26 protein-coding genes and 1 pseudogene are annotated in these 25289 nt (G+C 67.2%); 11 read left to right on the top strand and 16 right to left on the bottom strand.

Annotated features, from left to right (window positions below):
* Positions 1-27 precede the first annotated feature (27 nt).
* From CP958_RS02010 to metC, 4 genes are all read right to left on the bottom strand, one after another.
* The gene (locus tag CP958_RS02010) at positions 28-762 is read right to left on the bottom strand and encodes a hypothetical protein (protein WP_242442690.1); all 735 of its coding nucleotides are present in this window, start codon (positions 760-762) and stop codon (positions 28-30) included.
* Positions 763-1020: 258 nt separating this feature from the next.
* On the bottom strand, positions 1021-1989 hold the full coding sequence (locus tag CP958_RS02005) for an ABC transporter (protein WP_096700343.1): 969 nt from the start codon (positions 1987-1989) through the stop codon (positions 1021-1023).
* 5 nt (positions 1990-1994) lie between these two features.
* Positions 1995-2573 carry a DUF1007 family protein gene (locus CP958_RS02000; protein WP_096700342.1) on the bottom strand — a complete coding sequence of 193 codons (579 nt, stop codon included), beginning with the start codon at positions 2571-2573 and terminating at the stop codon, positions 1995-1997.
* Positions 2558-3730, bottom strand: a complete 1173-nt coding sequence (metC, locus tag CP958_RS01995) for a cystathionine beta-lyase (protein WP_096700341.1) — start codon at positions 3728-3730, stop codon at positions 2558-2560. Before metC ends, CP958_RS02000 begins: the two co-directional genes overlap by 16 nt.
* A 377-nt stretch (positions 3731-4107) precedes the next feature.
* Here metC and CP958_RS01990 point away from each other — a divergent pair, with 377 nt between their 5' ends.
* Positions 4108-4509 carry a hypothetical protein gene (locus CP958_RS01990; RefSeq protein ID WP_096700340.1) on the top strand — a complete coding sequence of 134 codons (402 nt, stop codon included), beginning with the start codon at positions 4108-4110 and terminating at the stop codon, positions 4507-4509.
* A 93-nt stretch (positions 4510-4602) separates the two neighbouring features.
* Here CP958_RS01990 and sseA read toward each other — a convergent pair whose 3' ends face one another.
* From sseA to CP958_RS01970, 4 genes are all read right to left on the bottom strand, one after another.
* Positions 4603-5457, bottom strand: coding sequence for a 3-mercaptopyruvate sulfurtransferase (gene sseA, locus CP958_RS01985; protein WP_096700339.1), 855 nt, complete (start codon positions 5455-5457; stop codon positions 4603-4605).
* 44 nt (positions 5458-5501) lie between these two features.
* On the bottom strand, positions 5502-6506 hold the full coding sequence (locus tag CP958_RS01980) for a cysteine synthase A (protein WP_096700338.1): 1005 nt from the start codon (positions 6504-6506) through the stop codon (positions 5502-5504).
* A gap of 76 nt (positions 6507-6582) precedes the next feature.
* Positions 6583-8811, bottom strand: coding sequence for a molybdopterin cofactor-binding domain-containing protein (locus CP958_RS01975; protein WP_096700337.1), 2229 nt, complete (start codon positions 8809-8811; stop codon positions 6583-6585).
* Positions 8808-9329, bottom strand: a complete 522-nt coding sequence (locus CP958_RS01970) for a (2Fe-2S)-binding protein (protein ID WP_096700336.1) — start codon at positions 9327-9329, stop codon at positions 8808-8810. The genes CP958_RS01975 and CP958_RS01970 overlap by 4 nt, the downstream gene beginning before the upstream one ends.
* A gap of 105 nt (positions 9330-9434) precedes the next feature.
* Between CP958_RS01970 and CP958_RS01965 the strand changes: the two genes are divergently transcribed.
* From CP958_RS01965 to CP958_RS01945, 5 genes are read left to right on the top strand one after another with little or no spacing between them, the layout of a single operon-like run.
* The gene (locus tag CP958_RS01965; protein WP_096700335.1) at positions 9435-10127 is read left to right on the top strand and encodes a class I SAM-dependent methyltransferase; all 693 of its coding nucleotides are present in this window, start codon (positions 9435-9437) and stop codon (positions 10125-10127) included.
* Positions 10124-11701, top strand: coding sequence for a hypothetical protein (locus tag CP958_RS01960; RefSeq protein ID WP_096700334.1), 1578 nt, complete (start codon positions 10124-10126; stop codon positions 11699-11701). The genes CP958_RS01965 and CP958_RS01960 overlap by 4 nt, the downstream gene beginning before the upstream one ends.
* A 48-nt stretch (positions 11702-11749) precedes the next feature.
* A complete protein-coding gene (gene parA / locus CP958_RS01955) occupies positions 11750-12394 on the top strand; it encodes a ParA family partition ATPase (RefSeq protein WP_096700333.1) in 645 nt (214 codons plus the stop codon).
* 4 nt (positions 12395-12398) lie between these two features.
* Positions 12399-12884 carry a DUF4149 domain-containing protein gene (locus CP958_RS01950; protein ID WP_096700332.1) on the top strand — a complete coding sequence of 162 codons (486 nt, stop codon included), beginning with the start codon at positions 12399-12401 and terminating at the stop codon, positions 12882-12884.
* Positions 12884-13498, top strand: a complete 615-nt coding sequence (locus CP958_RS01945; protein ID WP_096700414.1) for an NUDIX domain-containing protein — start codon at positions 12884-12886, stop codon at positions 13496-13498. Before CP958_RS01950 ends, CP958_RS01945 begins: the two co-directional genes overlap by 1 nt.
* Before the next feature lie 7 nt (positions 13499-13505).
* Here the strand turns inward: CP958_RS01945 and CP958_RS01940 are convergent, their stop codons facing one another.
* Positions 13506-14123 carry a YjbE family putative metal transport protein gene (locus tag CP958_RS01940; protein ID WP_197706332.1) on the bottom strand — a complete coding sequence of 206 codons (618 nt, stop codon included), beginning with the start codon at positions 14121-14123 and terminating at the stop codon, positions 13506-13508.
* Positions 14120-15358 (bottom strand): nucleoside recognition domain-containing protein, encoded by a 1239-nt coding sequence (locus tag CP958_RS01935; protein ID WP_096700331.1) that lies wholly within the window; start codon positions 15356-15358, stop codon positions 14120-14122. The genes CP958_RS01940 and CP958_RS01935 overlap by 4 nt, the downstream gene beginning before the upstream one ends.
* A gap of 120 nt (positions 15359-15478) precedes the next feature.
* Here CP958_RS01935 and CP958_RS01930 point away from each other — a divergent pair, with 120 nt between their 5' ends.
* Positions 15479-16060, top strand: coding sequence for a hypothetical protein (locus CP958_RS01930; RefSeq protein ID WP_096700330.1), 582 nt, complete (start codon positions 15479-15481; stop codon positions 16058-16060).
* Here CP958_RS01930 and CP958_RS01925 read toward each other — a convergent pair.
* Positions 16049-16768 (bottom strand): LrgB family protein, encoded by a 720-nt coding sequence (locus tag CP958_RS01925; protein ID WP_096700329.1) that lies wholly within the window; start codon positions 16766-16768, stop codon positions 16049-16051. The genes CP958_RS01930 and CP958_RS01925 overlap by 12 nt on opposite strands.
* Positions 16765-17127 (bottom strand): CidA/LrgA family protein, encoded by a 363-nt coding sequence (locus CP958_RS01920; RefSeq protein ID WP_096700328.1) that lies wholly within the window; start codon positions 17125-17127, stop codon positions 16765-16767. Before CP958_RS01920 ends, CP958_RS01925 begins: the two co-directional genes overlap by 4 nt.
* A gap of 27 nt (positions 17128-17154) precedes the next feature.
* Between CP958_RS01920 and CP958_RS01915 the strand changes: the two genes are divergently transcribed.
* Positions 17155-17439 (top strand): SemiSWEET transporter, encoded by a 285-nt coding sequence (locus tag CP958_RS01915; protein WP_096700327.1) that lies wholly within the window; start codon positions 17155-17157, stop codon positions 17437-17439.
* A 120-nt stretch (positions 17440-17559) separates the two neighbouring features.
* On the opposite strand, the gene CP958_RS01910 is transcribed toward CP958_RS01915, so the two are convergent.
* Positions 17560-18252 carry an orotate phosphoribosyltransferase gene (locus CP958_RS01910; protein WP_011383724.1) on the bottom strand — a complete coding sequence of 231 codons (693 nt, stop codon included), beginning with the start codon at positions 18250-18252 and terminating at the stop codon, positions 17560-17562.
* Positions 18253-18335: 83 nt separating this feature from the next.
* On the opposite strand from CP958_RS01910, the gene CP958_RS01905 reads away from it, so the two are divergent.
* Positions 18336-19115 carry an enoyl-CoA hydratase-related protein gene (locus CP958_RS01905; RefSeq protein ID WP_096700326.1) on the top strand — a complete coding sequence of 260 codons (780 nt, stop codon included), beginning with the start codon at positions 18336-18338 and terminating at the stop codon, positions 19113-19115.
* 19 nt (positions 19116-19134) lie between these two features.
* Here CP958_RS01905 and CP958_RS01900 read toward each other — a convergent pair whose 3' ends face one another.
* Both CP958_RS01900 and CP958_RS01895 read right to left on the bottom strand, forming a co-directional pair.
* The gene (locus tag CP958_RS01900; RefSeq protein WP_242442689.1) at positions 19135-20097 is read right to left on the bottom strand and encodes a hypothetical protein; all 963 of its coding nucleotides are present in this window, start codon (positions 20095-20097) and stop codon (positions 19135-19137) included.
* 144 nt (positions 20098-20241) lie between these two features.
* On the bottom strand, positions 20242-23148 hold the full coding sequence (locus tag CP958_RS01895) for an ATP-binding protein (protein ID WP_170958805.1): 2907 nt from the start codon (positions 23146-23148) through the stop codon (positions 20242-20244).
* A 244-nt stretch (positions 23149-23392) separates the two neighbouring features.
* Here CP958_RS01895 and CP958_RS01890 point away from each other — a divergent pair, with 244 nt between their 5' ends.
* Entirely contained in the window at positions 23393-23815 is a 423-nt protein-coding gene (locus CP958_RS01890) for an Rrf2 family transcriptional regulator (RefSeq protein WP_096700412.1), read from the top strand.
* A 74-nt stretch (positions 23816-23889) separates the two neighbouring features.
* The gene (locus CP958_RS01885; protein ID WP_096700323.1) at positions 23890-24672 is read left to right on the top strand and encodes a response regulator transcription factor; all 783 of its coding nucleotides are present in this window, start codon (positions 23890-23892) and stop codon (positions 24670-24672) included.
* A gap of 401 nt (positions 24673-25073) precedes the next feature.
* On the opposite strand, the pseudogene CP958_RS26205 reads toward CP958_RS01885, so the two are convergent.
* Positions 25074-25289 (bottom strand): annotated as a pseudogene (locus CP958_RS26205) (IS110 family transposase); the annotation flags it as partial.

Raw genomic sequence — 25289 nt, 5'->3', positions numbered from 1 at the left:
ATCCGAATTGATCATTCGGATTTCGAATCACTCGTCCTCGACCGTGAAGGCGTCCAGGATGTCCTCGAAGCCCCCGTCGATATTGTCGGGGGCGATCTGGGCGAACAGGTCGAGGATGATCACCGCGTTGAGCAGGGCGTCACGGCTGACAGAGTTGCGCATGCGCTCGGCCAGATGCGAGTTCATCACCGACAGGTCCTGATAGTGCTGCTTCAGCCCGTCCAGGGTCACCGGACCTTCAGTGCCGCTCATGCGCTGCTGCACGATGGCCGACAGCAGCCAGGACGAGAACGAGCGGAACAGGGTCTCCTGCTCGTCGGCGAAGGGCAGGTGGAAGCGGGCCATGGGCCTGAGGAAACGGGTCAGCGGGCAGCCCGAGGTGGCGCAGACCAGCCCGATCAGCGAGCCCAGACCTGACTGCAGGGTGGTCTTGGCGACGATGGTGCGGTTGTCGGTCTCGACCTCGACCACCGCCTTGTCGTGGGAGACGCAATCCTTGAAGCTGGGCAGGAACATGGCGATGCCCAGCGCCGCCGGGCAATAGGCGCAATCCTCGGACAGGGTGCAGTTGGGGCAGCGGTGATGGCTCAGCCTGGCCCAGTCCGGCTTGGGGGCGGTGGGCGGGATATCCAGGCGGAAGGTCTTGCGGTCGAAGAACAGGTCGACCTTGAGCGGCGCCTGCCCGCCGGTGAAGAAGCGGTAGCTGATCTGCTTGCCCGCCAGCTTCAGGCTGTGATCCATCGTGCAATCCAGGGGGGCCATGGCCGTCTCCAATCGCATGTGAACCTTGGTGCGATATGGGGATTCTAAGCTGGAGATCGAGGGGGCACCATCAGGCGGCGCCCCTAACCCATTCGGGTTGTTACTTATGCGAAGGTATCCGATCGTCAGAGGGCGAAAGGGTGGGGCTGGTCTGGCGTAAGGATGTAGTGGCCTGGAATGACTGTCATATCAGGCCATTCTAACCTTGCTGCCCGCCGGATGAACGGCCTGTGACAAAATCGACGAATTCTCGAGATTCTAGCCGGTTGGTGTCGGTCCGTTGACAATGGCGCCGATCAGCATCACCACGCCCAGCAAGGTGATGGCCAGCGAGCCGGCCAGCGCCAGGGCGAAACGGATGCGCCCGCCCAGGCTGGAGGCGCCGAATCCCCGCTCCACCAGCCGGTTGAGGCCCAGGGCGCCAAGCCCGATGGCCGCCACCGTCAGGGCGACGCCGACGCCCATGGCCAGGGTCGACAGTACACCGATCAGAACCATGCCGTTGGCGAAGCAGAACAGCAGCACCAGGATGGCGCCGGAACAGGGACGGAAGCCCACCGCCGCCGCCATGGCGAACAGGGCGTTGCGCTCGCTCCGCTCGTCGCGGGGCGGGGCATGGTGATGATGGCCGCAGCAGGTGCCGTCGTGATGATGGTGCCCGTGCCCGTGCCCGTGCTCATGCTCATGGTGACCATGATCATGGCCGCAGCCCTTGCCGGTCAGCGTCCGCCAGGTCATCAGGGCGCCGATGACGCCGATCATGGCGAAGGAGCCGACCTCCAGCCAGGCGGCTCCGGCGGTGACGGCGCGCGGCGCCAGACTGAGGATGCCGGCCAGCAGCCCCACGGCGACGATGGCCGAGCCGGCCTGCACCATGGCGGCGATCAGGCTGGCGGCGAGACCGTGAACGATGCGGGCGCGCCGCGTGGCGAACCAGCCGCCGATCACCACCTTGCCGTGGCCGGGGCCGACCGCGTGGAACACGCCGTAGAGAAAGGCGGCCAGGATGATGGCGGCGGCCGGTTCCCACGAGCCGGTGTTCTTCATTACCGCCAACTGCTCGCGCAACTCTCCGGTCAGCGCGCGCTGCAGGGCGAAGCCCCAGGCGGCGATACTGCGCAGCGGCTCGGGCAGCTGATCGCCCGGCGCGGCCGCTCCGCCGCCCGGCACCAGGGCGGCCCAGGCCGAGGCGGGCAGCAGCGAAAGAACGAGGACGATCAGCCGCATGTGCCCTACTCGCATGTAATCGTCGCCCGCTTCGGCGTCACCGCGCCGCCGAAGATGGTGTTGCCGTGATCGGGGGCGATCACCACCTTGCATCCCGCCGAGCCTTCGCCGTTGAGGGTGACCGCCTTGTCATTGGGAAAGTCCATGTCGATGTAGAAGGTCTCTTCATAGGTGGTGAAGCTGAACGCTTCCTTGCGCGGGTCCACCGGGCGGGGCAACGGCAGACGGAAGGCATACATCAGCGAATCCTTGACCCCGATCACCTTGAAGTCGGTGGCGTCGGGCCAGACCACCGGCTCCGCCCCGATGCGGGCGTAGGTGAAATGGGCCTGGGGCTTGGTGTCGCGGAAGGCCTCGCGCTCCAAATCCTTCATTTCGTCGGCATCGAGGCGGTTGTTGTTGTTCTTGTCGAAATCCTTGAGCAGCGAGGCGCTGAAGACGGGGTCGAACTTCCAGCCCATGAACAGGCTGACGATCTTGCCGTCCTTGAACTCCACCAGGGCGTGGACGTCGGCCAGCACATGGGGATGAGCCAGCGCCGGTCCGGGCAGAGCCAAGAGCAGGACGGTCAGGAGGCGGCGCATGCCAGCCGCTCGAAGCCGCGCTCCAAATCCTCCAGAAGATCGTCGGTGTCCTCCAGCCCGGCATGGAAGCGCAGGGACGGGCCGGCGGGAGCCCAGGCGGTGGCGGTCCGGATGATGGAATGCCCGCTGGTGGGAATCACCAGGCTTTCGAAGCCGCCCCACGAAAAGCCCAGCTTGAAGTGGGAATAGCCGTCCAGCATGGCATCCACCGCCGCCTTGGCGGTCGGCTTGAGGATCACTCCGAACAGGCCGCAGCCTCCGGTGAAGTCCCGCTTCCACAATTCATGGCCGGGATCGGAGGGGAGCGGCGGATAAAGCACGCGATCCACCTCGGGCCGGGTCTCCAGCCAGGTGGTCAGGCGCATCGCGGTTTCGGCGTGCTGGCGCAGGCGGACCGGCAGGGTGCGCAGGCCGCGCAGGCCGAGATACATCTCCTCGGTGCCCGGTGAAGCGCCGAAGGTGGCCAGCGAGGTCTTGACGGTCAGCCACAGCTCGGGCGTGGCGGCGGTGATGGTGCCCAGCATGGCGTCGGCATGGCCGACGATGTACTTGGTGGCCGCCTGGATGGAGATGTCGACGCCCTTGGTGAAGGGCTGGAAGTGCAGAACGCCCCAGGTGTTGTCCATCATGACGATGGCGCCGCCGGCGTGCGCCGCCTCGGCCATGGCCGGGATGTCCTGGACCTCGAAGGTCAGAGAGCCGGGGCTTTCGGTGAACACCACACGGGTGTTGGGCTTCATCAGGGCCTTGATGCCGGCGCCCGCCAGCGGGTCGTAATAGGTGGTCTCGATACCCAGCCCGCTCAGCACCGTGTCGCAGAATTTCCGCGTCGGGAAATAGGCGGTGTCGACCATCAGCAGATGGTCGCCGGCCTTGAGGAAGGCCAGCAGCGCCCCGGTGATGGCCGCCAGCCCCGACGAGGTGGCGACGGTGCGGTGCCCGCCTTCCAGCTCGGCCACCGCCTCTTCCAGGGCGAAGGTGGTCGGCGTGCCGAAGCGGCCGTAGCGCACGCCCTCGAACGGCGTCTTGCCGCTCTTTTCCATGGCTGCCACCGAGGAGTGCAGGATGGTCGAGGCGTGATAGACCGGGGGGTTGACGGCGCCGTGGAACTGTTCCGGCTTGCGGCCGGCATGGAGGATGCGGGTGCTCTTCTTCATGATTCTCTGCTGGCCGGGACGGGGGCGAGCATGGTGACTCGCCGGGCACGTGCGGCCAAGAGAATTCTGAAGCTAGGCGGCCAGCGCCAGGGCCGCGGCGGCCAGCACCGCCAGGGCGGCGAAGGCGGCGAGGATCAGATGGGAATTGTCCTGCGTGGCAACGCGGGCACGAGCCTTTCGGTTACGCATGGAACATCTCCTTTCTGTCCAACGATTCAAATATGGACGTGAATCGGTGGCGCTTCAATATGCGATCGAAGCTTGATTCGCATGCTACCCCATCCATCCAGCCTATGTTGTGGTATATGAGGGTTGAAAGAGGGCTCTCCATGACTTAAGTCCCGGTTGGTTGGGGCCGTCCTCCAAGGAGGTTTATCATGCTTCGGATCAAGATGCTGTCGGCCGCGATTGCCGTGGCCGGCTTCGCCGCGCTTTGCACCACTCCCGCCGTGGCGGGGGATTTCAAGCAGCAGGTGGCCACCGCTACCGCCCATGCCGGCATGGCCGCCGCCGCGACCGAGGAAAAGATGGTCAGGGGCCATCTCCAGCATGTGATCAATTGTCTGGTCGGCCCGGCGGGCGAGGGCTTTGACGCGACCCAGGCCAACCCCTGCAAGGATCAGGGATTCGGCGCCATCCAGGACGCCTCCATGGACAAGGTTCCCGCCTTGCAGGCCGCCCTGAAGATGGTCAAGGACGGCGCGGCCGAGCCGGATACGGCCAAGGCCCGCGAGAAGGCGGCGGCGGCCCAGGCGGCCCTCGGCAAAATATCCATGTAGCGGCCGGACTCTCCGTCCCAGGCCTCCTGAACGAAAAACCCCCGCCGGCGAGGGCGGGGGGCTTCGTTTTCTGACCGGTCGGTCGAGAAATGCCTATTTCTCGATGGGCGTATCGTCGCGGTTGCCCCATTCGGCCCACGAGCCGTCATAGATCGCCACGTTCTCGTGGCCCAGCAGGTCCAAGGCCAGCGCCACGGTACAGGCGGTGACGCCCGAGCCGCAGGAGATGGCCACCGGCTGCTTGGGATCGAGGCCGGCGGCGTCGAAACGGGCCTTCAACTGATCGGCCGGCAGCATGCAACGGGTCTTCTCGTCGATCAGGTCGGCGAAGGGCACGTTGACCGAGCCGGGGATGTGGCCCTGATGCTTGGTGGGGCGCGGTTCGGCCGCATCGCCCTTGAATCGGGCGGGAGCGCGGGCGTCGAGCACCAGTTCGCGCTTGTTTTCCAGGTTGGCCTTCATGTGGTCCAGGTCGCGGACCAACAGATGGTTGTAGTGGCTGATGAAGTGGCGGGTGCGCGGCACCGGGGGCAGGTCCTCGACGGCCAAGCCTTCGCGCAGCCACTTGGGGAAGCCGCCATCCAGCACCGAGACGTCGCGGTGGCCGAAGGTGCGGAACATCCACCAGGCGCGCGCCGCGGCGCTGGTGAAGCCCGAGCCGTCGTAGATCACGATCTTGTTGCCGTTGCCCAGGCCCAGCTTGCGCACCTTGCTGGAGAACTTCTCCGGGGCCGGCAGCATGTGGGGCAGGGGAGAATCCGTGTCGGCGATCTCGTCGATGTCGAAGAACACGGCGCCGGGGATGTGCTCGGCGTCGTATTCCTCGCGCGCGTTGCGGTTCTGGGCCGGCGTGTACCAGCTGGCGTCCACGACGCGGACGTCGGGGGCGCTGAGATGGGAGGCCAGCCACTCGGTGCTGACGAGGGCGTCCGGATTGGGATAGCTCATGCTTTGTGTCCCCCCTTGCGGGCTTGCTTTTGTTTGGTCGCCGCTCAGTCCAGCCAATCGGGAACCGGCAGATCACGCTCGCGCAGGAAGGCCGGATTGAACAGCTTGCTTTGATAGCGGGTACCATAATCGCACAGCACTGTCACCACTGTGTGTCCGGGGCCTAATATGCGCGCGACCTTGATGGCGGCCATCACATTGATTCCGCTCGATCCTCCCAGAACCAGTCCCTCGCGCTTGACCAGATCGAAAATCAGCGGCAGCGCCTCGTGGTCGGTGACCTGCACCTGATCGTCGATGGGGGCGCCGTCCAGGTTTTTGGTGATGCGGCCCTGGCCGATGCCTTCGGTGATGGAGGTTCCCTCGGCCTTCAGTTCACCATGGGCATAATGGTTGTACAGCGCCGAGCCCATGGGATCGGCCAGCACCACCCTGACGTCCTTGTTGTGCTCCTTCAGCGCCATGCCGGTGCCCGCCAGGGTGCCGCCGGTGCCCACCGCGCAGGTGAAGGCGTCCACCTTGCCGTCGGTCTGGCGCCAGATCTCCTGACCGGTGGTGTGGAAGTGCCCCATGCGGTTGGCGGTGTTGTCGAACTGGTTGGCCCACAGCACGCCATTGGGCTCGGTCTTGGCCAACTCGCCCGCCAGGGTCTCGGAATAGCGCACGTAATTGCCGGGATTGGCATAGGGCACCGCCGGGACCAGCCGCAGATCGGCGCCCACCAGCCGCAGCATGTCCTTCTTTTCCTGGCTCTGGGTCTCGGGCATGACGATGACGGTGCGATAGCCCAGCGCATTGGCGACCAGGGCCAGCCCGATGCCGGTATTGCCCGCCGTGCCCTCGACGATCACGCCGCCGGGCTTCAAGAGGCCCCTGCGCTCGGCGTCCTGGATGATGGCGAGCGCGGCGCGGTCCTTGACCGAACCGCCGGGGTTGAGGAACTCGGCCTTGCCCAGGATTTGGCAGCCCGTTTCCTCCGACGCGCGCTTGAGGCGGATCAGGGGGGTGTTGCCGATGGAGTCGAGGAAGCCGTCGCGAATGTCCGTCATGACTTGTGTAGTTTCCATCTAATTACCACGGGAAGAATGTAGCTAGTCGGGTGGTGAACTACAAGGGGCGTACGCTTCAGGTGTCGGTATCGTCGTCCTTGGGCTTCGGATCGCCCTCCGCCGGCCGGGGGAGGCGGGACAGGGCCTCCTTCACCCGCTCCGGCGTGAACGGCACGGTGCGCAGCCGGATGCCCACCGCGTCGAACACCGCGTTGGCCAGGGCGGCGGGTACCGGGGTGGTGGCCGCCTCGCCGCCGCCCATGGGCGGCTGGTCGGGGCGGTCGATCAGTTCGATGGCCAGTTCGGGAACCTCGGCGAAGCCCAGGATGGGGTAGGTCGACTGGTCGGTCGAGGTGACGCGGGACTGGTCGAAGGTCACCTCCTCCAGCAGGGTGCGCGACAGGGTCTGGAGGATGCAGCCCTCGACCTGCATCTTCAGGGCGTCGGGATTGATCACCAGCCCGCAATCGTGGGCGCAGGTCACCCTTTTCACGACGATACGGCCGGTGTCGCGGTCCACGGCCACCTCCATGGCGACGGCCACATAGGTTTCCGAGTGCTTGTAATGGACATAGGCGATGCCGCGCCCGTTGCCGTCGCCCTTGGGGTTGGGGACGGGGCGCGGCGCCCAGGCCATCATGGAGGCCGCCTTGCTCAGCACGGCGACGCCCCTGAGATCGCGCAGGCCCATCAGGCGGGTGACCAGCGGGTCCAGCCCCACGCCGGCGCACAATTCGTCGAAATAGCTTTCCACCGCGAAGACATTGGCGATCTTGCCCGGCGCCCGGATGTTGCTGGGGCGCAGCGGCGCATCGGCCAGCCAGTGGACCTTGACCTCCAGATCCGTGGTGGCGTAGGGCGGGTCGCCGTTCTGGGCGATCAGGCCGGTGATCAGCCCCCTGGGCTGGTTGATGCCCGCCGCCTCGGGGGCCAGCAGCGGCACGTTGGACAGGCCGGCGGTGGCCTTGGGCAGCCACATCTCGGTGCTCCAGCCCAGCACTTGTCCGGCCGGCGACATGGCGCCGCGCAAGGCGATCAACTGGGGCGGCCCCTTGGGGTCCCAGCCCAGTTCATCATCGCGGCTCCAGGCCACACGTACCGGCTTGGCCGTGGCCTTGGACAGCAGGGCGGCATCGGCGGCGGCGTCGTCATGGCCGTTCATGCCGTAGCAGCCCGAACCGTCGAGATAGACCAGCCGCACCTTGTCCACGGGCAAGCCCAGCAGGGCGGCGAAGGCGGGACGGAATTTGTGGGTGGCCTGGGAGGCGGTCCAGATGGTGGCGGTGCCGTCCTTGACCTGGGCGACGGCGCAACTGGGACCCAGCGAGCCGTGGGACTGCACCGGCCAGTAATATTCCACGGCGGGCGGCGCCTCGGCGAGGCGGGCGGCGGCGTCGCCCTTGGTCTTCAGGACCTCCTCGGCGATGAAGGGGCCGGTCCCGAGGGCGGCCCGTACCGCCCGATGCCCCATCAGCGGGGCGGAGTCCGACCAGACGGCCTTCAGCATCCGGGCGGCGCGGATGGCATCCCATTCACGGCTCGCCACCACCGCCAGGAAGTCCTTGATCCGCACCACGCGGGCGCCCTTGACCGCCTTGATGGAGCCCTCATCCACCTGGAGCAGGCTTGCCCCCACCGAGGGCGGGCGGATCACCCGGCCGTGCAGCATGCCGGGCAGCTTGAAATCGTGGACATAGGCGTGGGTGCCGCAGACCTTGGCCGGGATGTCGGGGCGGGGCAGGGGCTTGCCCACCACCCGGTACCCGGCCGGATCGCGCAGCGGCGCCTTGGGATCGAGCTTCAGGGCGAAGCCGCCCTCTCCCACCAGATCACCCATGCCGATGGAGCGGCCGCCGTCCCTGGGCGTGACGGCGCCGTCCAGCAGGTCCAAATCCTCCGGGGCGCGCTCCAGCCGGATGGCGGCCAGGCGGATCAGGGCCTGACGCGCCGTGGCGGCGGCCTGCCTGATCTGCACGCCGCCCTTGGCCACCCCGGTGGAGCCGGCGGTGGGACCCTGGTCGGGGGTGAGCAGGGTGTCGCCCTCGATCAGGGCGATGGCTTCGATGCCGATGCCCAGTTCCTCGGCGGCCATCTGGCGGATGGCGACGCGCAGGCCCTGGCCGAGATCGACCTTGCCGCAATAGACGGTGACCGAGCCGTCGGCGCCGATGGCCAGGAAGCCGTCCACCTCGGCCGGATCATTGGTCTTGGCCGCGGCTGATCGGGCCGGACGGGGCAGGGCGAAGGCGACGGTGAGCGCCGCCATGGAGCCCAACAGGGCGCGGCGCGAGAGCGGCGGATTCATGACGGCTCCCTCCCGCTGGCGCGCATCACGGCGCGCAATACACGGTGGTGGCTGCCGCAGCGGCACAGATGGCCGTCCAGCGCCGCCTTGGCCTCGTCCCGGCTGGGTTGGGCGTTACGGGCCAGCAGGGCGGCGCCTTCCACCACCAGTCCGGCGGTGCACCAGCCGCATTGGGCGGCCTGCTCGGTGATGAAGGCGGCCTGGAGCGGATGAGGCGCCTGGGGCGTGCCCAGCCCTTCGATGGTGGTCACCGCCCTGCCCGCCGCCATCGCCAGGGTGGTCTGGCACGAGCGGGCCGGCTCGCCATCAATCAGCACGGTGCAACTGCCGCACTCGCCCTTACCGCAGCCGAGATGGGTTCCGGCAAGGCCCAACTCGTCGCGCAGCCAGAAGATCAGCGGCATGTCGCCATCGGCCGCCGCCGCGTCGCGTGGCATGCCGTTGACGGTGAGGGAGAGGCGGACGGGGGCTTTCGCCCTGGACGCCGGTTTGCCTGGGGACGCGGGTTTGCCTGGCATGGTGTCCTCGCGCTTGAAGGAGATGGGCAGTATAGGGCCAAATCGGCGGCTTGCCCAAGGCCGCCTTGATCCGCTACACCCAACACACAGACAGGGGAGGCCGGTTTGAACCAGCGTGCGCCGGGATTCTACGGCACCTATGCCAGCCACAAGGGCTATGTGACGCCGCAGGTCGGCCCCAAGCAGGTGGCGCGGCTCGACGCCGAAATCTGGGGGCCGGCCGAATGCTCTCCCTCCCATTCCTTTCTGGAGATCGGTTGCGGCACCGGCGCCTTCCTCGCCTATCTGCGGGGCAAGGGCGTGCGCCGCGTCCTGGGCATCGACCACGATCCCGCCCTGGCCAAGGTCATCCCAGAGGCGGCGCGGGACGATTTCATCTGCCGCGACGTGTGGGAGGTGCTGGCCGACGAATCCCTGGGCCGCTTCGACCGCATCGTCCTGCTGGACGTGCTGGAGCATTTCGAGGCGTCGGACGCCCTGCGCCTGCTGCAATCCCTGCGCGGCCGCCTCGCCGATGGCGGGCGGGTGGTGATCAAGGTGCCCAATGCCGGCTCGCCCTGGGGGCTGTCCTACCAGTACGGCGACCTGACCCACCGTACCGCCTTCGCCCCTATCTCGGTGCGCCAGTTGGCCGATGCCGCCGGTTTCGCCGCCCCGCTGCTCTACGGCCAGCGTCAGGGTTCGACCCGGCGGCGTCTGACCGACGCCCTGGTCTGCCGGCTGTTGTCCTGGGCGCTGCTCAATCCGCCCGAGATCTGGGGCGCCAACCTCTATGCCGTCCTGCAGGTGAAGCCGTGAAGCGTAATCTCAGCCTCCTGATCCTTCCCGCGCTGTTCACCGCCCTGCTGTTCGCCATGGGAGCGGCGTCGCAGCCGTTCTGGCAGGTGTTCAACCTGGACCCCGATTACTACTACCTGACCAACGGCCTGCTGCTGGTCGAGGGGCTGGCTCCCACCGACATGGGCCATCCCGGCACGCCGGTGCACGTGTTCATCGCCATGGTCTACCGGCTGATGCATGTGGGCGAGCCCACCGGGGCCATCGTCGACGCCGTGCTGCGCGATCCCGAGCGGCATCTGCGGGTGGTCACCTGGGTCATGTACCCGCTGATCGGCCTGTCGCTGGTCCTGATGGGCCGCGCCTTCATGGTGGCGACCGGCCGGCTGGCCCCGGCCCTGCTGGCCCAGGGCGCGCCGTTCCTGTCCATGATCATCCCCAAGTTCGGCCTGCACCCCAAGCCCGAGGGCTTTCTGATCATCGCTGTGGCCTGGGTGCTGATCGTCGCCCTGAAGGTGGCCAAGGCCGAGACGCTGACCGACCGGCAGGTGGGCTGGCTGGGTTTGGCGCTGGGCTTCGGCATCGCCTGCAAGATCCAGTTCGTGGCGCTGGGGCTGGTGCCGCTGTTCATTCTGGACCGCCGCCGGCTGTTCCTGGTGCTGCCGCTGTCCACCATCGCCGGCTTCCTGATCTTCTTCTCGCCCGCTTTGCCGTCGCTCGATATTTTCCTGGGCTGGTGGACCAGGGTACTGACCCACAGCGGCGCCTATGGCGCCGGCGATGCCGGCGTGGTGCAATCGGGCCGTTATGGCAAGGCGGTGATCGGCCTGTTCGGCTCCAAGATCATCTTCACCATCGTGGTGGGGCTGTCGCTGTTCGCCCTGGGCGGCTATGTGCGGCTGCGGCGGCGCGGCCTGATCACGGCGGACAAGATGGCCGGGCTGCTGGCCGGTCTGGTCGCGGCGGAGGTCTTCACCATCCTGGCGGTGGCCAAGCAGCCCGCCGCCCATTACCTGGTGCCGGCCCTGCTGCTGACCGGCCCCAGCCTCGCCCTTCTGTTCGTGCTGTCGGCCAAGATATTCCCGCCCCGCCCCCATCTCAGGGTGTGGAGCGTGCTCGGCCTCGTCCTGGTGGTCATCAGCGCCCAGGCCTCGTGGAGGCAATATGCCGAACTGGCCCGCTGGACCCGCCAGACCCAGGCCTTCGACATGAACCGGTTCAAGGCCTGCGCCAAGATCGACTATGATTCCGCCTCGACCCTGTCTTATGCGCTGCAGCGCGGCGATATGAACTCCAAGGCCCGCTACTCGCCCAAGCTGGCCGAGTTCATGCCCAAGGACCACTACACCTGGTTCATCAACGAGCATTCGTGGTGGAGCAGCGGCTTCATGCAGTGGAACAAGCCCATGGTGGTGGCCGAGGTGGTCGCCGCCTATCCCTGCACGGTGTTCCGGGGCAATCAGGCCAACAATCTGCCGGCCTTCGTCAACAGGGCCTTGCCGGGCTTCCGGCCCGACGACCTCTGCGAGGTGGGCGAGGAAACCATCTTCACCCTGGGAATCCGCTGCGACGGCTCACAGCCCCTTGCAAAATGAGGCCAAAGGGATAGCCTTCTCCCGACGGTTCAAGACGAGGGGGACATCATGGCGGCCAAGGCCGTAACCATCGCCCAGCAAAAGGGCGGCGCCGGAAAGACCACCATCGCCGCGCAACTGGCGGTGGCCTTCGCCCGTGCCGGGCGCCGCGTCGGTCTGCTCGACATCGATCCGCAGGGCTCGCTGGCCGCCTGGTACGACATCCGCAAGGCCCTGGTCGAGGAAGCTGGCGGTGGCATCGTCTTCGTGCAGGCCTCGGGCTGGCGGCTGTCCACCGAACTGGACCGCCTGAAGCGGGATGTGGATCTGGTGCTGATCGATTCCCCGCCCCATGCCGAGACCGAGGTGCGCATCGCGGTGCGCGCCGCCGACCTGATCCTGGTTCCCATGCAGCCTTCCCCCATGGACCTCTGGGCCACCGGCCCGACGCTGGACATGGCCCGCAAGGAGAAATCGCCCGCCCTGATGGTGTTCAACCGCACCCCGTCGCGCGGCAAGCTGGTGGACGCGGTCCGCAAGAAGATTCGTGATTCCGAGGTGCCGGTGGCCCAGACGGTGCTGGGCAACCGGGTGGCCTTCGCCGCCTCCATGATGGAGGGCAAGGGCGTGGTGGAGAGCAATCCCCGCCATACCGCCACCAAGGAGATCAAGGCGCTGGCCGATGAAATCGCCGGCATCCTGGGATTGGACTGACGCCATGGACATGATCCTCGACCACGCCTATGCCATCGCCATGGCCCTGCACACTCTGGCGGCAGTGGTCTGGGTGGGCGGCATGTTCTTCGCCCACCTGATCCTGCGCCCGGTACTGGCCGAACGCCAGCCGCCCGAGCGGCTGGCGGTGTGGCGCGAGGTCTTTCCCCGCTTCTTCTTCTGGGTATGGATCAGTATCGCCGTGCTGCTCGCCACCGGCTATTCCACCCTGCTGATGGGCTTCAAGGCCGGGTTCACCGGCGGCCCCAGCCATGTGGACATCATGCAGCTGATCGGGCTGGTGATGATGGCCCTGTATTTCCAGCTGTTCTTCGGCCCCTGGCAAGGCTTCAAGCGGGCCTTCGCCGCCTCGGACTACCCCAAGGCGGCCGAGTATCAGGTCCGTATCCGTCACATCGTCACCGTCAATCTGATCCTGGGCATGATCAGCATCGTGGTCGGCGTGGCCGGTTCGCTGCTGGGAGCATGATGGCCATGGACCGGGACAAGGACGTCGAGATCCTCTCCAAGGAGACGGTCTTCAAGGGCTATTTCCAGGTCGACCGCTACCGCCTGCGCCACCGCACCTTCGCCGGCGGCTGGACCGATGTGATGACGCGCGAGGTGTTCGAGCGCGGCCACGCCGTGGTGGTGCTGCTTTATGACCCCGAGCGTGACCGCATCGCCCTGATCGAGCAGTTCCGCCCCGGTGCCTATGCCGCCGGCTGGCACCCCTGGCTGGTGGAATGCGTGGCCGGCATCATCGAGGAGGGCGAGCCTCCCGAAGCGGTGGCCCGGCGCGAAACCCGCGAGGAGGCGGGCTCGGACCCCACCGACATGGTCCATGTGGGCGATTATCTGGTGACCGCCGGCGGCTCGTCGGAAAGCTGCAAGCTCTACTGCGCCCGGGTGGATTCGTCCACCATCGCCGGCACCCACGGCCTGGCCCACGAGGGCGAGGACATAAGGGTCTTCGTCATCGACCCCGCCGAAGCCTTGGCCATGTGCCGGGACGGGCGCATCAACAACGCCATGGCGGTGTTGGCCATCCAGTGGCTGGTCCTGGAGCGGGATGCGCTCCGAGCCGAGTGGCTGGGGGCCTGAGGGCTCCCTACCCCCGAGCGGCGTTGGCCAGCACCAGCAGCGGCTGCGCTCCGTCCCAGATCATGCGCAGCGCCACCACCACGATTATCCCCAGACCCACATAGGCGATCCAGTGCCAGCGCTTGAGAATGCGGGCCACCGTCTCGGCGGCCGCGCCGGTCAGGGCGACCGACAGCGCCAGTCCGATCACCATGACCCACACGTGCTCGCGCGCCGCGCCCGCCACCGCCAGCACGTTGTCCAGCGACATGGAGACGTCGGCCAGGACGATCTGCTTGACCGCCTCGGCGAATTTCTTGGGCTGGGCCGGCACGGCGTCGGCGTCCGCGTCGTCGTGTCCGTGGGTGGCCTGACGCAGTTCGCGCCACAGCTTCCACGACACCCACAGCAGCAGCAGCCCGCCGGCGAACAGCAGGCCGATGATGCCCAGCAGTTCCACCGCGAACAGGGAAAAAAGGATACGCAGGCCGGCGGCGGCGGCGATGCCCCACAGGATGGCCTTGCGCCGCTGCTCGGGCGCCAGTCCGGCGGCGGCGATGCCGATCACCACCGCGTTGTCGCCGGCCAGGGTGACGTCGATGGCGACCACCGAGGCGAGCGCGGTCAGTTCGGCGGCGAAACTCATGGCAATCCTCCGAACAGCAGCCGGCAGACGATCACGGCGGTGACCAGGGCGGCCAGATCGGCCAGCAGCCCCACCGCCAGGGCGTGGCGGATGCGCCGCACCTGCACCGCCCCGAAATAGACGGCGAGCACATAAAAGGTGGTTTCGGTCGAGCCGTAAAGGGTGGACAGCAGGGCGCCGAGATAGGAATCGGGGCCGATGGCCGGGTCCTTCAGGCTGGCGGCCAGCATGCCGTAGGAGCCCGAGCCCGACAGGGTGCGCAGGGCGGCCATCATCAGCGCCTCGGCCGGCAGACCCAATCCCTCGGTGAGGCGCCCCAGCGGGCGGATCAGCAGATCCATGGCGCCCGACGCCCGCACCATGCCGATGGCCGCCAGGATGGCCACCAGATAGGGAATGATCCGCACCGCCACCTCGAAGCCTTCCTTGGCTCCCTCGACGAAGCTTTCGTAAAGGCGGACGCCCTTGGCGGCGCCGTAGAGCAGCAGCCCGACCACCAGGGAGGGCAGAATCCACGGTCCCAACACCTTGCCCCAGGCCAGCATTGCCGCCGCCAGGGCCAGCACGCCGGCCAGCGCGGCGATACAGGGCCATAACGGACCGGGCGCCTGATGGGGGAGCGCGGCGTCCTCATCCCTTCGGGGCTGCCATACGCCCTGCAGTCCGCGTGCCGCCAGCACGCCCACCAGCGCGGCGACCAGGCCGGCGATCAGGGTGGGAGCGACGATGGCGGCGGGCAAGACGGAACTGGTGGCGGCGCGCAAGGCGATGACCTTGGTGGGCAGCAGGGTGAGCCCCGCCGTGTTGATGGCCAGGAACAGCACCTGGGCGTTGCTGGCGGTGCCCTTGTGGCGGTTGAGGCTTTCCAGGTGCTCCATGGCGCGGATGCCGAACGGCGTGGCGGCATTGCCCAGCCCCAGCAGATTGGCGGCCACGTTCATCACCATGGCGCCCATGGCCGGGTGGCCGGCGGGAATTTCCGGGAACAGGCGGCCGAGCGCCGGCTCCAGCAGCCGCGCCACGGCGGCGAGCAGGCCGCCGGCCTCCGCCACCTTCATCAGGCCGAGGAACAGCGCCATGATGCCCACCAGCCCCAGGGCCAGGGGCACGGCGCCGGCCACCGCGTCGATCAGCCCGGCCGACAGCGCTTCCATGGCGCCCGCTCCGCCCGACAGTTCGGCGAAGGCGGCCACCAGGAACGAGACGACGACCAGGACCAGGAATACGGCGTTCAAACGAGCACTTCCCCCCAATTCAACAAAAACCTATCAGAAGCCGGGGCGCCGCGCATCCTTGCCGCCCGCCTTTCCCCGTTGTAAAGCTTTTGGGGAAACATGCGGGAGAGACTCCGAATCATGCGCCGCGTCGCGCTTTCTCTTTGTATTGCCGCCCTGCTGGCCGCGCCGGCTCGGGCCGCCGATGTGGTTCCCACCCACCTGGACGCCGCCCGCGCCGCCCATGCCAAGGGTGACCTGGCCCGTGCCGCCATGGAGCTGGAGGCCGCCTTGGCCGAACTGCAGGCCCGGCTGGGCAGGCAACTGGCCGAATTCCTGCCTCCTCCTCCCTCCGGCTGGCAGGCCGAGCCGGTGGAGACCCAGTCCCTGGCCGGCAGCGGCGGTGGAATGGCGGTGACGCGGGCCTATGGCCGCGACGACGGCACGCTGAACATCTCGCTGATCATCGACAGCCCGGCGGTCTCCGCCGCGATCGCCCAACTGGCGGCCTTTCCCCAGCCCAACGGCCGCAAGGTCAAGGTGGGCAATGAGGAGGCCGGGCTGCGCTGGGACCCCCAGGGCCGCAACGGCGAGGTGCTGATGGTGCTGGGGCCGCGCGTCCTGCTGCAGATCGAGGGCGACAACCTCGCCAGCAGCGACGTGCTGAGCGAGGTTGCCAAGGGCTGGAATCTGGCCGGGATCAGGAAGGTCCTACCGCAGTAATCCCACCAGCAGCGGCACCAGGATTGCGGTGACCAGACCGGTCAGCCCGATGGCCAGACCGCCGAAGGCTCCCGCCGTCTCGCTCATCTGCAATGCCCGCACCGTGCCGATGCCGTGGGAGGCGATCCCCAGGGCGAGGCCGCGCGCCGCCTGATCCCTGACCCGGAACAGGTCGAGTATCCAGCCGCCGCATACCGCCCCGAAGATGCCGGTCAGCATGACCATCACGGCGGTCAGCGAGGGAATGCCGCCGATGCGCTCGGTGATGCCCATGGCGATGGGGATGGTCACCGACTTGGACGCCAGGGACAGCAATACCTTTTCGGAGCCGCCCAGGGCCCAGGCCAGGGCCACGGCGCTGACCCCCGCCATCACGGCGCCCACCAGGATCACCAGCAGGATGGCGGGCCAGGCACGGCGCAGGATGGGCATCTGGTTGTAAAGCGGCACCGCCAGGGCGACGGTGGCCGGCCCCAGCAGGAAGTGCACGAACTGGGCGCCGTCGAAATAGGTGCGGTACTCGGTGCCGGTGGCCAGCAGGAAGCCGACGATGATCGCCACCGAGACCAGGATGGGGTTGAGCAGCGGCGAGCGCCCGCCCTTCTCGAACAGCCACATGGCCGCCTGATAAGCGATCAGCGTCGAGGTCAGCCCCAGCAGCGGCGAGGTGGAGAGGTAGACCCAGATACTGGAAAGATCGCCGCTCATGACGGGTCTCCCTGCTTCGGCTTGGACCGGTTGCCCAGGGCCTGCATCAGCCGTCCGGCGACGACGATGGTGGCGAACGTGCTGCCCAGCACCGCCGCCGCGATGGGCAGCGCCTCCTCGGCGATCAGCTTCATGTGGACCATGACGCCGACGCTGGCCGGAATGAACAGCAGGGCGAAGTTGGACAGGATGGCCTTGACCGCCAGGTCCAGGCCGGCCGGCACCCGGCCGCGGATCACCAGGCCGGTGAACAGCAGCACCATGCCGACCACCGGGCCGGGCAGGGGCCAGCCGGAGAGGCGGACCAGCACCTCGCCGGCAAGCTGGCAGAGCAGCAGAACCGTGATATAGGGAAGCACGATCCGTTTCCTTTCAGGCTGTGCCCAATGGACTGGCTTTCACCCACCGACCTGCTTGGTGCTGTCGCGGGCCTCCTTACGACCATCTCCTTCGTGCCGCAGGTGGTCAAGACCCTGCGTACCCGCCAGACCAGGGACATATCCCTGGCCATGTGGGCGACCTTCGTCGCCGGGGTGGCCCTGTGGACGATTTACGGCCTGCTGCTGGGGGCGTGGCCCATCGTCGCCGCCAATCTGCCCACCCTGGGGCTGGCCGGCACCATCCTGGTGATCAAGCTTCGCAACATGGGAAACGAAACGGGGGGCGATTGAATATTTGCATCGCCCTCAAGCGGTGGGCGGGCGCCTCCGCGCCCTTGCCTTCCGCGGCATAAGCCGCGCGGCCCCTTGGGCCTAACCCCGCCGCTATACGGCGACGGGGTATTCCCATTTTCAGGCGCTGCGGCCGCCGTGCAGGCTGGACCAGCCGACCGGATCGTGCAGGAAGGAGCGCACGGCCTCGACGGCACGCTTGTCGAACTGGCCTTCTTCCTCGACCACTTCCAGTACGTCCCACCAATTGCACAGATAGCCGAGATCGACGCCGATTTCCTCCAGGCTTTTCATGGCGCCGGGGAAGACGCCGTAGAAGAACACCACGAAGGAATGGTCGACCTTGGCACCCGCCTCACGCAGCGCATTGACGAAGTTGACCTTGGAAGCGCCGTCGGACGCCAGGTCCTCGACCAGCACCACCCGGTCGCCGTCCTTGAAATCGCCCTCGATCTGGGCATTGCGGCCGAAGCCCTTGGGCTTCTTGCGGATGTAGAGCATGGGCAGACCCATGCGGTCGGAAATCCACGCCGCATAGGGAATGCCCGCCGTCTCGCCGCCGGCGACCGCCTCGGCGGATTCGTAGCCGACTTCGCGCATGATGGCCTTGGTCATCAATTCGCAGATCTTGGTCCGTGCGCGCGGGAACGAGATCACCTTGCGGCAGTCCACATAGACCGGGCTGGCCCAGCCCGAGGTCAGGATGTAGGGCTCTTCCGGGCGGAAATTGATCGCCTTGATCTCCAGCAGGATGCGCGCGGTGGTCAGCGCCGCCTGCTTCTGTTCCGGGGTACGGGAAACGGTGGTTGCCATGGGTGAGCCCTCTTGCCTTGCCGATACGGGGGTCTATAGGCACAATCGCGCCTTCCTGCAAGAAGACAGAATAGGGAACTGAAATGTCCGACGTGATCCAGCTTGTCCGAGAGGGCGCCATCGCCACCGTGACGCTGAACCGCCCCGACCGCATGAACGCTCTGAACCTGCCCATGTGGCGGGGGCTGGCCGAGGCGTTCGAGAGCATTTCCGCCGACAAGTCTATTCACGTGGTGATTTTGCGCGGCGCCGGCACCAAGGCCTTCGCGCCGGGCGCCGACATCGAGGAATTCGACACCCTGCGCGCCAATCCCGCCCAGGCCAAGGCCTACGATCTGGTGATGCGCAAGGCGCTGGACACGGTGCGCGCCTGTCCGCAGCCGGTGGTCGCCGCCGTGTGGGGCCCCTGCGTCGGCGGCGGGCTGGAACTGGCCTGCTGCTGCGACATCCGCCTGTCCGCCAGGTCGGGCAAGTTCGGCGTTCCCATCAACAAGATTTCGGTGGTGATGGCCTATCCCGAACTGGCGCAGATCCGCCGGGTGGCCGGTCCGGCCGCCGCCCTGGAAATCCTGCTGGAAGGCCGGATCATGGATGCCGACGAGGCGCTCGCCAAGCGGCTGGTCAACCGGGTGGTCGAGGATGACGCGCTGGAAGCGGAACTGGCCGCCACCGCCAAGCGCATCGCCGCCGGCGCCCCCCTGGCCAACCGCTGGCACAAGGCGTTCATCGCCCGCCTGGACGATGCCACCCCGGTGTCCGAGACGGAATTGGACGAGTGCTACCGCTTCCTGGAGACCAAGGACTACGCCGAGGGGCTGGCGGCCTTCCGCGCCAAGCGCAAGCCGGTCTTCACGGCGGAGTAGGGGCGGGACGCGGGGCGGGTCAGCCCCGCAACGCCCCTTCCATCATCTGCGGCATGAGCTTGAGGTCGGTATGCGGGCCGACCTCGCGCTTGTCCAGGCGCTGGGCAATGGCGGCCACCACGGTGGGCTTGCCGGGGATGCCGAATTGGGTGTTGAAGCCGGCGCGGCCCAGCAGCTTGTAGGCGGTGACCATGATGATCGCCGCCTGGAAGGTGCTGAGCCCCAGGCGGGAAAACAGGTCGACATGCACCAGATCGTTGATCTCGGCCAGGGCGGCGACCAGTTCGCGGGTCTCGGATTCCTGGCGCTGGCCCAGCACCTTGACCACGGACGGATCGTTCAGCGCCTTCCACCATTGCTGTTCGCGCTGCGGCAGTTCGGGCGCGGCGGGCGGGCGGGGCGAATGGGTGGGCAGGGCGGAGGCCTCCGCCGCCGCTCCGGCGATGGAGGTCAGGATTTCCGCCTCGCGGATGTCCAGCAGGCGGGGACCCATCTCCCGCACCTTGGCCAGGGGCAGGGGGGCGTAATGGGGAACCAGCGGCACCTGCCAGTCGTGGATCAGGTATTCGTTGATGGCCTGATACATGGCGCCGGCCCGCGACGTGGGGTCGTTGGGGTCGCCGCCCAGGGCGGCCTTGAAGTGGCGCTTGGCATGGGTGCGGACGATCATGGCGATGATGTCGTGCACCGAGCGGCCGCAGCGCAGCGTCACGAAGTCGTCGTTGACCGGGCGCCCGCGCGCGTCCACCAGCAGATTGCGGAAGGCCTGGCGGTTGCGCTGGAAGATGCTGATGCAGCCGTGCAGCATCTCGGAATTGGCCATGACGATGTCGTAGAACTCCTCGCCCGAGGTATTCTCGAAGGCGGGGATCAGCGAGCGGAAGATGGTCGCCACCCGGCTTTTCAGCAGGTCATTGATGACGCGGACCACGTCGTTGTGGGTGCGCGGCGGCCCGGAGGCGGCGCCCGTCGACCTCTTCACCCTGACATCGTCCCTTGGCATATCCGAATAACCCCTGGCGTCCGGATACCCGGATCCAGTTTCAGGTTATCGATGCTTTATTGGTGAAGCAAAGCGCGAATTATGATTCTTTGTAGCGCTATCTCGTTGAATTAGAAGAAAACTCTATCCTTTTGCATAGGCCGGAAGCAGGCGTGCCAGGGCCTCGCGCAGATGGGGCAGCTCCACCGGCTTGGACAGATACGAGTCCATGCCGGCCCGCAGGCAGCGCTCCGCTTCGCCGGCCAGGGCGTTGGCGGTCAGCGCCAGGATGGGGGTGCGGCGGCCTTCGGCCTTTTCCTCGGCGCGGATGGCGGCGGTCAGTTGGAAGCCGTCCATGATGGGCATGTGGCAGTCGGTCAGCACCAGGGAATAGGGCCTGGCGCGCCAGGCGCTCAGGGCGGCGGCGCCATCGGGAAAAATCTCGGCGGTGAAGCCCAGCAGGTGCAACTGGCGGCGGATCACCTGCTGGTTGACCGGGTGGTCCTCGGCCACCAGGATGGGGGCGCCGTCCCAGGCGGTGTCGCGCGGCTCGGGCGGGGCCGAGGGGGCGCAGGCCGGGCGGGCGGGCGAGGCCGGGCCGATGACCCGCTCCACCGCCGCCATGAGCTGGGTGCGGGTCAGCGGCCGTCCCAGGAAGCCCAGGCAGTTGGGCTGGCGCTCCAGGCAGAAACGCCGTTCGGAATCCTGCCCCTCGATGAACAGCAGCGGCGTGCTGCCCAGGGGGGCCAGGTCCTCGCAGGCGACGGAATCGGCGGTGATCAGGGCCAGATCGAAGGGCGCCTGGGTGGTGGTCGCCTTGCGCGATGCCGCCTCGGCCTCCCTGGGGCCGGGGACGCGGACCACGGCGGCGCCGCCTTGCTCGGTGACCAGGGCGATCAGGGTGCGCTCCTCGGTATCGGCATCGACCACCAGTATGCGCAGGCCCATGAAAACGGCGGTGGGCGGGGTTTCCTGCGCTTCGGCCACGGGAGGCTCGATGGTGGGCAGCGGCAGGCGGCACCAGAAGGACGAGCCCTGGCCCGGCCGGGATTCGAAACCGGCGGTGCCATCCATCAAATCCACCAGGCGCCGGGTGATGGACAGACCCAGCCCGGTGCCGCCGAAGCGCCGCGTGGTCGAGGTCTCGGCCTGGGTGAAGGGCTGGAACAGCCGGTCGCGGAGGGAATCATCGATACCGATGCCGGTGTCGACCACCCGGATGGTCAGCACCACGCGGCCCTGCCCGTCGGTGCCGCCATGGCCCAGATGGATGGCGACGCGGCCCTCGGCGGTGAACTTGACGGCGTTGCCGGCCAGATTGAACAAAATCTGGCGCAGGCGCACCGGATCGGCCAGCACCGTGGAGGGCAGGCCGGGGTCCATGAAGGCCGAGATGCCGAGCGACTTGGCCGCCGCCGCCGGGCTGACCGTCTGAACCACGCCCTCGACGATGCGGTCGAGGCGGACGGGCACCCGTTCCAGTTCCAGGCGGCCGGCCTCGATCTTCGAAAAATCCAGCACGTCGTCGAGAATGCGCAGCAGGGCGAGGCCCGAATCGCGGGTGGTCGCCACCAGGTCCCGCTGGTCAGTATCCAGCTCGGTGTGGTCCAGCAGTTCCAGCATGCCGATCACCCCGTTCATGGGGGTGCGGATTTCGTGGCTCATGGCGGCCAGGAACGCCGACTTGGCCAGATTGGCGGCCTCGGCGTTCTCCTTGGCGGTGGTCAGGGCGTCGATGGCGGCGTCGCGTCCGCGGTTGACTTCGTGGAACTTGGCCAGAACGCGGTTGAAGGCGGCGGCGATCTCGGCGGCCTCGGTTTCGGGGGCGGCGGCCACCGGCTGGGCGAACGAGGCCGGGTGCTCGTGGGCCTCCATCTGGGCCAGCAAATCCTGCAGGGTCTGGCGGTTGGCCGCCTCGGCCCGGCGCCCGGCCTCCTCGCGTTCGGCCTCCAGGCGCTGCTTTTCCAGGGAGTTGCGCTTGAACACCTCGACGGTGCGGGCCATGGCCGCCAGTTCGTCGTGCAGGTCGCGGCCCTCGACCTCGCGCGACCAGTCGCCGCCGGCTCCGGCCTCCATGGTCTCGCGCAGGCGCTGCAGCGGCGAGCGGATGGATTGGCCGATCATCCAGCTGACCCAGGCGCCGACCAGCAACAGGACCAGGGCGGCGCTGGCCCCGACCACCGCCAGGCGCAGCAGTTCGTGACGCGAGCGGCGTTGCAGCCGTTCCTCGCGGTCGCGACCCTGGATGATCAGCCGGTCAATGGCCGCCGACATGGCGGCCTGGCTGGCATCCACCTCGTCGGTCAGGATGCGGGAGCGCTCGTCGAAGCCGCGCGCGATGGCGTCGATGGCCGCCGACAGGGTGCGGGCCCGCGTGCCGATCACCGCCAGGGCATCGCGCTGCAGGTCGCTGGTGGCCAGCCCGGTCAGGGCGGGAACGGTGTCGGTCACCCGCTGCAGGCTGGCGTGGGCGTTGAATGCCCCGGCGCCGGAGCCGTTGAAATAGAAGGCGTTGATGGAAATCAAGGCCTCGACGAAATTCTCGTGGGACTTGACCAGGGCTGGGCTCAAGGGGTCGTTGGCCCGCGACCGGGCGGTGGAGTTGAGGATGGCGTAAAGGCCCGACATCTCGCTGGTGGATTGCAGCACGTCGCTTTCATAAAGGCGCAGGGTATCGGCGTTGATGGCCTTCAGTGTCTGAAAGCCCGATACGAAGCGCCGCGCCGCCTGATGCATGGCGTGGGCATCCTCGGACAGGGGCTTCTGGTGGGCGGTGGCGTCGCCCATGGCCACGAACAGCTCCTCCGAGCGGCGCATGGCGTCCTTCAGCAGGTCGTCGGTGGGATTGGCCAGATATTGGCGGATCATGCCCTGCAGGCGCGAGGCGCGGATGTCGATCTCGGCCAGGGCGGTGGTGCGGTGCTGGACGGTACGCAATTCGTCCAGGTCGCTGTCCATCACCGAGGCGGCGTGCCAGCCCAGGCCCCCGACCGCCAGAGCCACGAAGACGTTGAGCGCCACCACCAGCGGAATGCGCCAGGCGATGGGCAAGGCCCTGATCCAACGAACGAAGCGCGCATACGCCATGACCGGCGGGTCCCATCCTTCGCCTCTTCGCCGTGATGGTACAAGCGGAGCGGGCATGGGGGAAGGGGGGTGGCGGCCACACGGTTCCGGCGTGGAAAGAAATCGGCGAAATGTATGGCACCCATGCCTTCCGGCGGTCTTGACCAAAATCAAATATTATCGCAGCATGTTCAGCGTTCCCGTAATTTTCATGTGGATAATCACCACCATGCGTCTGACCCTGCATACCGATTACGCGCTGCGTGTCCTCGTCCATGTGGGGCAGCACAAGGGCGATCTGGTCACCATCAACGAGATCGCCGAGTGCTACGGCATCTCCAAGAACCACCTGACCAAGGTGGTGCACCAGTTGGGCCGCGCCGGCTATCTGGAGACGGTACGGGGCAAGTACGGCGGCGTCCGCCTGCTGCGCCGGCCCGAGGACGTCAAGCTGGGCCAGTTCATCCGCGAGACCGAAGAGGACTTTACCCTGGTCCGCTGCATGCGCTGCGATTCGGCCGATGAGTGCCGGCTGTCGGGCAGCTGCATCGCCCGCGACGCCCTGTCGTCGGGCCTGTCGGCGTTCTTCAAGGTCCTGGACGGCTATACCCTGGCCGACATGCTGGTCGCGGAGCGTCAGGCAGCCGAATAATCTTGCCTACGGATGGGTTTTCTCTATGCCGCAAGTGGTGTATCCCTTTGCGGGCATAGTTGTTTGGGGGAAGCATGGCCGCTATTGATACAGCCGACAACGAGAACGAACTTCGGGTCATCAACGAATTCCTGGAAGAGCTGCGCGATACCGCCAGCCAGCTTCAGGTATTGGTCGGCAACATGCGCTCGAAGAGCATTGCCGCCGCCGAGGGTCTGGCCACCCTGAAGCGCGAGGCCAGCAATCTGCGCAGCCATGCCCAGGGTCTCACCCTGCCGATGATCAAGCTGGTCACCCACCGTTTCGACGAGTATGTGGGCGAGCTGAAGGAGGCCGGGCCGTCCGAGCTGGACGAGATTCAGGTGTTCGTCGACAAGATCGAGAAGCTGGCCGACGGCGAGCAGATTTCCGAGGCCGACGCCCCCGCCGTGGTGCGCGCCCTGCCGGCCAAGCGCACCGCCGACATCGATTTCGGCAAGATCGAGAAGAAGAACGTCGAAATCCTGCTGGTGGTGCCGGAAAAGGCCATGTCGCGCATCGTCGAGCGCGAGTTGGCCGCCTGCGGCTATCGCACCTCGACCATCCGCGACGGCTTTGCCGCCATGGAAACCGTGGTGCGCACCCGTCCCGACATGGTGATCGCCTCGGTGGAGCTGGGCCTGCTGTCGGGTGTCGATCTGGGCTGCGCGCTGGGCGCCATGCCGGTGACCGAGTCCATTCCCTTCGCCCTGTTCACCAGCTACGAGTGGGGCAATCCCAAGCTGAAGGGCCTGCCGCCGCGGGCCTCGCTGATCCGCAAGGGACCTCAATTCGGCGACGATCTGGCCGAGACCCTGTCGCGCTTCAACATCACCTGAGGGTTCCCGTCACCCTGAGGCGTAGCCCGCAGCCGTCCGGTTTAATCCGACGCGGCCCGAGGGGAGCCACAAGGCACGGAAGACACGGATGCGGCGCTTCGCACCGCTTGCGGATGGACACGGAGAGAGGATTTTCATTCTCCGTGATCATGTGTGGACGGCCCCTGCGTTGCAAGGAAAATTAGGCGCAGTGTCCGCCGGTCTGGGGCAGTCATGTGTCCGGCCTGTTTGCGCGGCACACCTTGCCGCTGGCCATGATGTGATCCGCGAACCGCTCCCAAATCATCCGTACGGCCTCGACCGGCCGGGACACGAACAGGGTTTTTCGGCTCGTGGGTCTGACCGGTCGCCATCACGCTTTCATCGCCCTCGCAATCGAAGTGCCGTGGTTGGACTTTGGTTCAGGCGGCCAATCCGGCCTGCCTGTGATATGTGCCGCCATGGGCGAGAATAGCCCAGGCGATCCGGGCCAGCTTGTTGGCGATGGCGACGGTAGCCTTGCGTGCCGGCATGCGTTCCAGCAGCGCCTTGATCCACGGGCTTTCGGTTCGGTGGCGCAACATGCCGGTGGCACAGACGACGAGCAAGGAGCGGAGATAGCGGTCGCCGGCCTTGGT

Origin of the sequence: Magnetospirillum sp. 15-1 (assembly GCF_900184795.1) — a bacterium.
Lineage (GTDB): Bacteria > Pseudomonadota > Alphaproteobacteria > Rhodospirillales > Magnetospirillaceae > Phaeospirillum.
This window is presented reverse-complemented; position numbering and strand designations above follow the sequence as displayed.

What these genes read in the sequence shown, in the direction of transcription:
- CP958_RS02010 (WP_242442690.1), bottom strand. Translation starts at nt 762, where the DNA reads ATGGCCCCCCTGGATTGCACGATGGATCACAGCCTGAAGCTGGCGGGC.
- CP958_RS02005 (WP_096700343.1), bottom strand. Translation starts at nt 1,989, where the DNA reads ATGCGGCTGATCGTCCTCGTTCTTTCGCTGCTGCCCGCCTCGGCCTGG.
- CP958_RS02000 (WP_096700342.1), bottom strand. Translation starts at nt 2,573, where the DNA reads ATGCGCCGCCTCCTGACCGTCCTGCTCTTGGCTCTGCCCGGACCGGCG.
- metC (WP_096700341.1), bottom strand. Translation starts at nt 3,730, where the DNA reads ATGAAGAAGAGCACCCGCATCCTCCATGCCGGCCGCAAGCCGGAACAG.
- CP958_RS01990 (WP_096700340.1), top strand. Translation starts at nt 4,108, where the DNA reads ATGCTTCGGATCAAGATGCTGTCGGCCGCGATTGCCGTGGCCGGCTTC.
- sseA (WP_096700339.1), bottom strand. Translation starts at nt 5,457, where the DNA reads ATGAGCTATCCCAATCCGGACGCCCTCGTCAGCACCGAGTGGCTGGCC.
- CP958_RS01980 (WP_096700338.1), bottom strand. Translation starts at nt 6,506, where the DNA reads ATGACGGACATTCGCGACGGCTTCCTCGACTCCATCGGCAACACCCCC.
- CP958_RS01975 (WP_096700337.1), bottom strand. Translation starts at nt 8,811, where the DNA reads ATGAATCCGCCGCTCTCGCGCCGCGCCCTGTTGGGCTCCATGGCGGCG.
- CP958_RS01970 (WP_096700336.1), bottom strand. Translation starts at nt 9,329, where the DNA reads ATGCCAGGCAAACCCGCGTCCCCAGGCAAACCGGCGTCCAGGGCGAAA.
- parA (WP_096700333.1), top strand. Translation starts at nt 11,750, where the DNA reads ATGGCGGCCAAGGCCGTAACCATCGCCCAGCAAAAGGGCGGCGCCGGA.
- CP958_RS01950 (WP_096700332.1), top strand. Translation starts at nt 12,399, where the DNA reads ATGGACATGATCCTCGACCACGCCTATGCCATCGCCATGGCCCTGCAC.
- CP958_RS01945 (WP_096700414.1), top strand. Translation starts at nt 12,884, where the DNA reads ATGGCCATGGACCGGGACAAGGACGTCGAGATCCTCTCCAAGGAGACG.
- CP958_RS01940 (WP_197706332.1), bottom strand. Translation starts at nt 14,123, where the DNA reads ATGAGTTTCGCCGCCGAACTGACCGCGCTCGCCTCGGTGGTCGCCATC.
- CP958_RS01930 (WP_096700330.1), top strand. Translation starts at nt 15,479, where the DNA reads ATGCGCCGCGTCGCGCTTTCTCTTTGTATTGCCGCCCTGCTGGCCGCG.
- CP958_RS01925 (WP_096700329.1), bottom strand. Translation starts at nt 16,768, where the DNA reads ATGAGCGGCGATCTTTCCAGTATCTGGGTCTACCTCTCCACCTCGCCG.
- CP958_RS01915 (WP_096700327.1), top strand. Translation starts at nt 17,155, where the DNA reads ATGGACTGGCTTTCACCCACCGACCTGCTTGGTGCTGTCGCGGGCCTC.
- CP958_RS01910 (WP_011383724.1), bottom strand. Translation starts at nt 18,252, where the DNA reads ATGGCAACCACCGTTTCCCGTACCCCGGAACAGAAGCAGGCGGCGCTG.
- CP958_RS01905 (WP_096700326.1), top strand. Translation starts at nt 18,336, where the DNA reads ATGTCCGACGTGATCCAGCTTGTCCGAGAGGGCGCCATCGCCACCGTG.
- CP958_RS01890 (WP_096700412.1), top strand. Translation starts at nt 23,393, where the DNA reads ATGCGTCTGACCCTGCATACCGATTACGCGCTGCGTGTCCTCGTCCAT.
- CP958_RS01885 (WP_096700323.1), top strand. Translation starts at nt 23,890, where the DNA reads ATGGCCGCTATTGATACAGCCGACAACGAGAACGAACTTCGGGTCATC.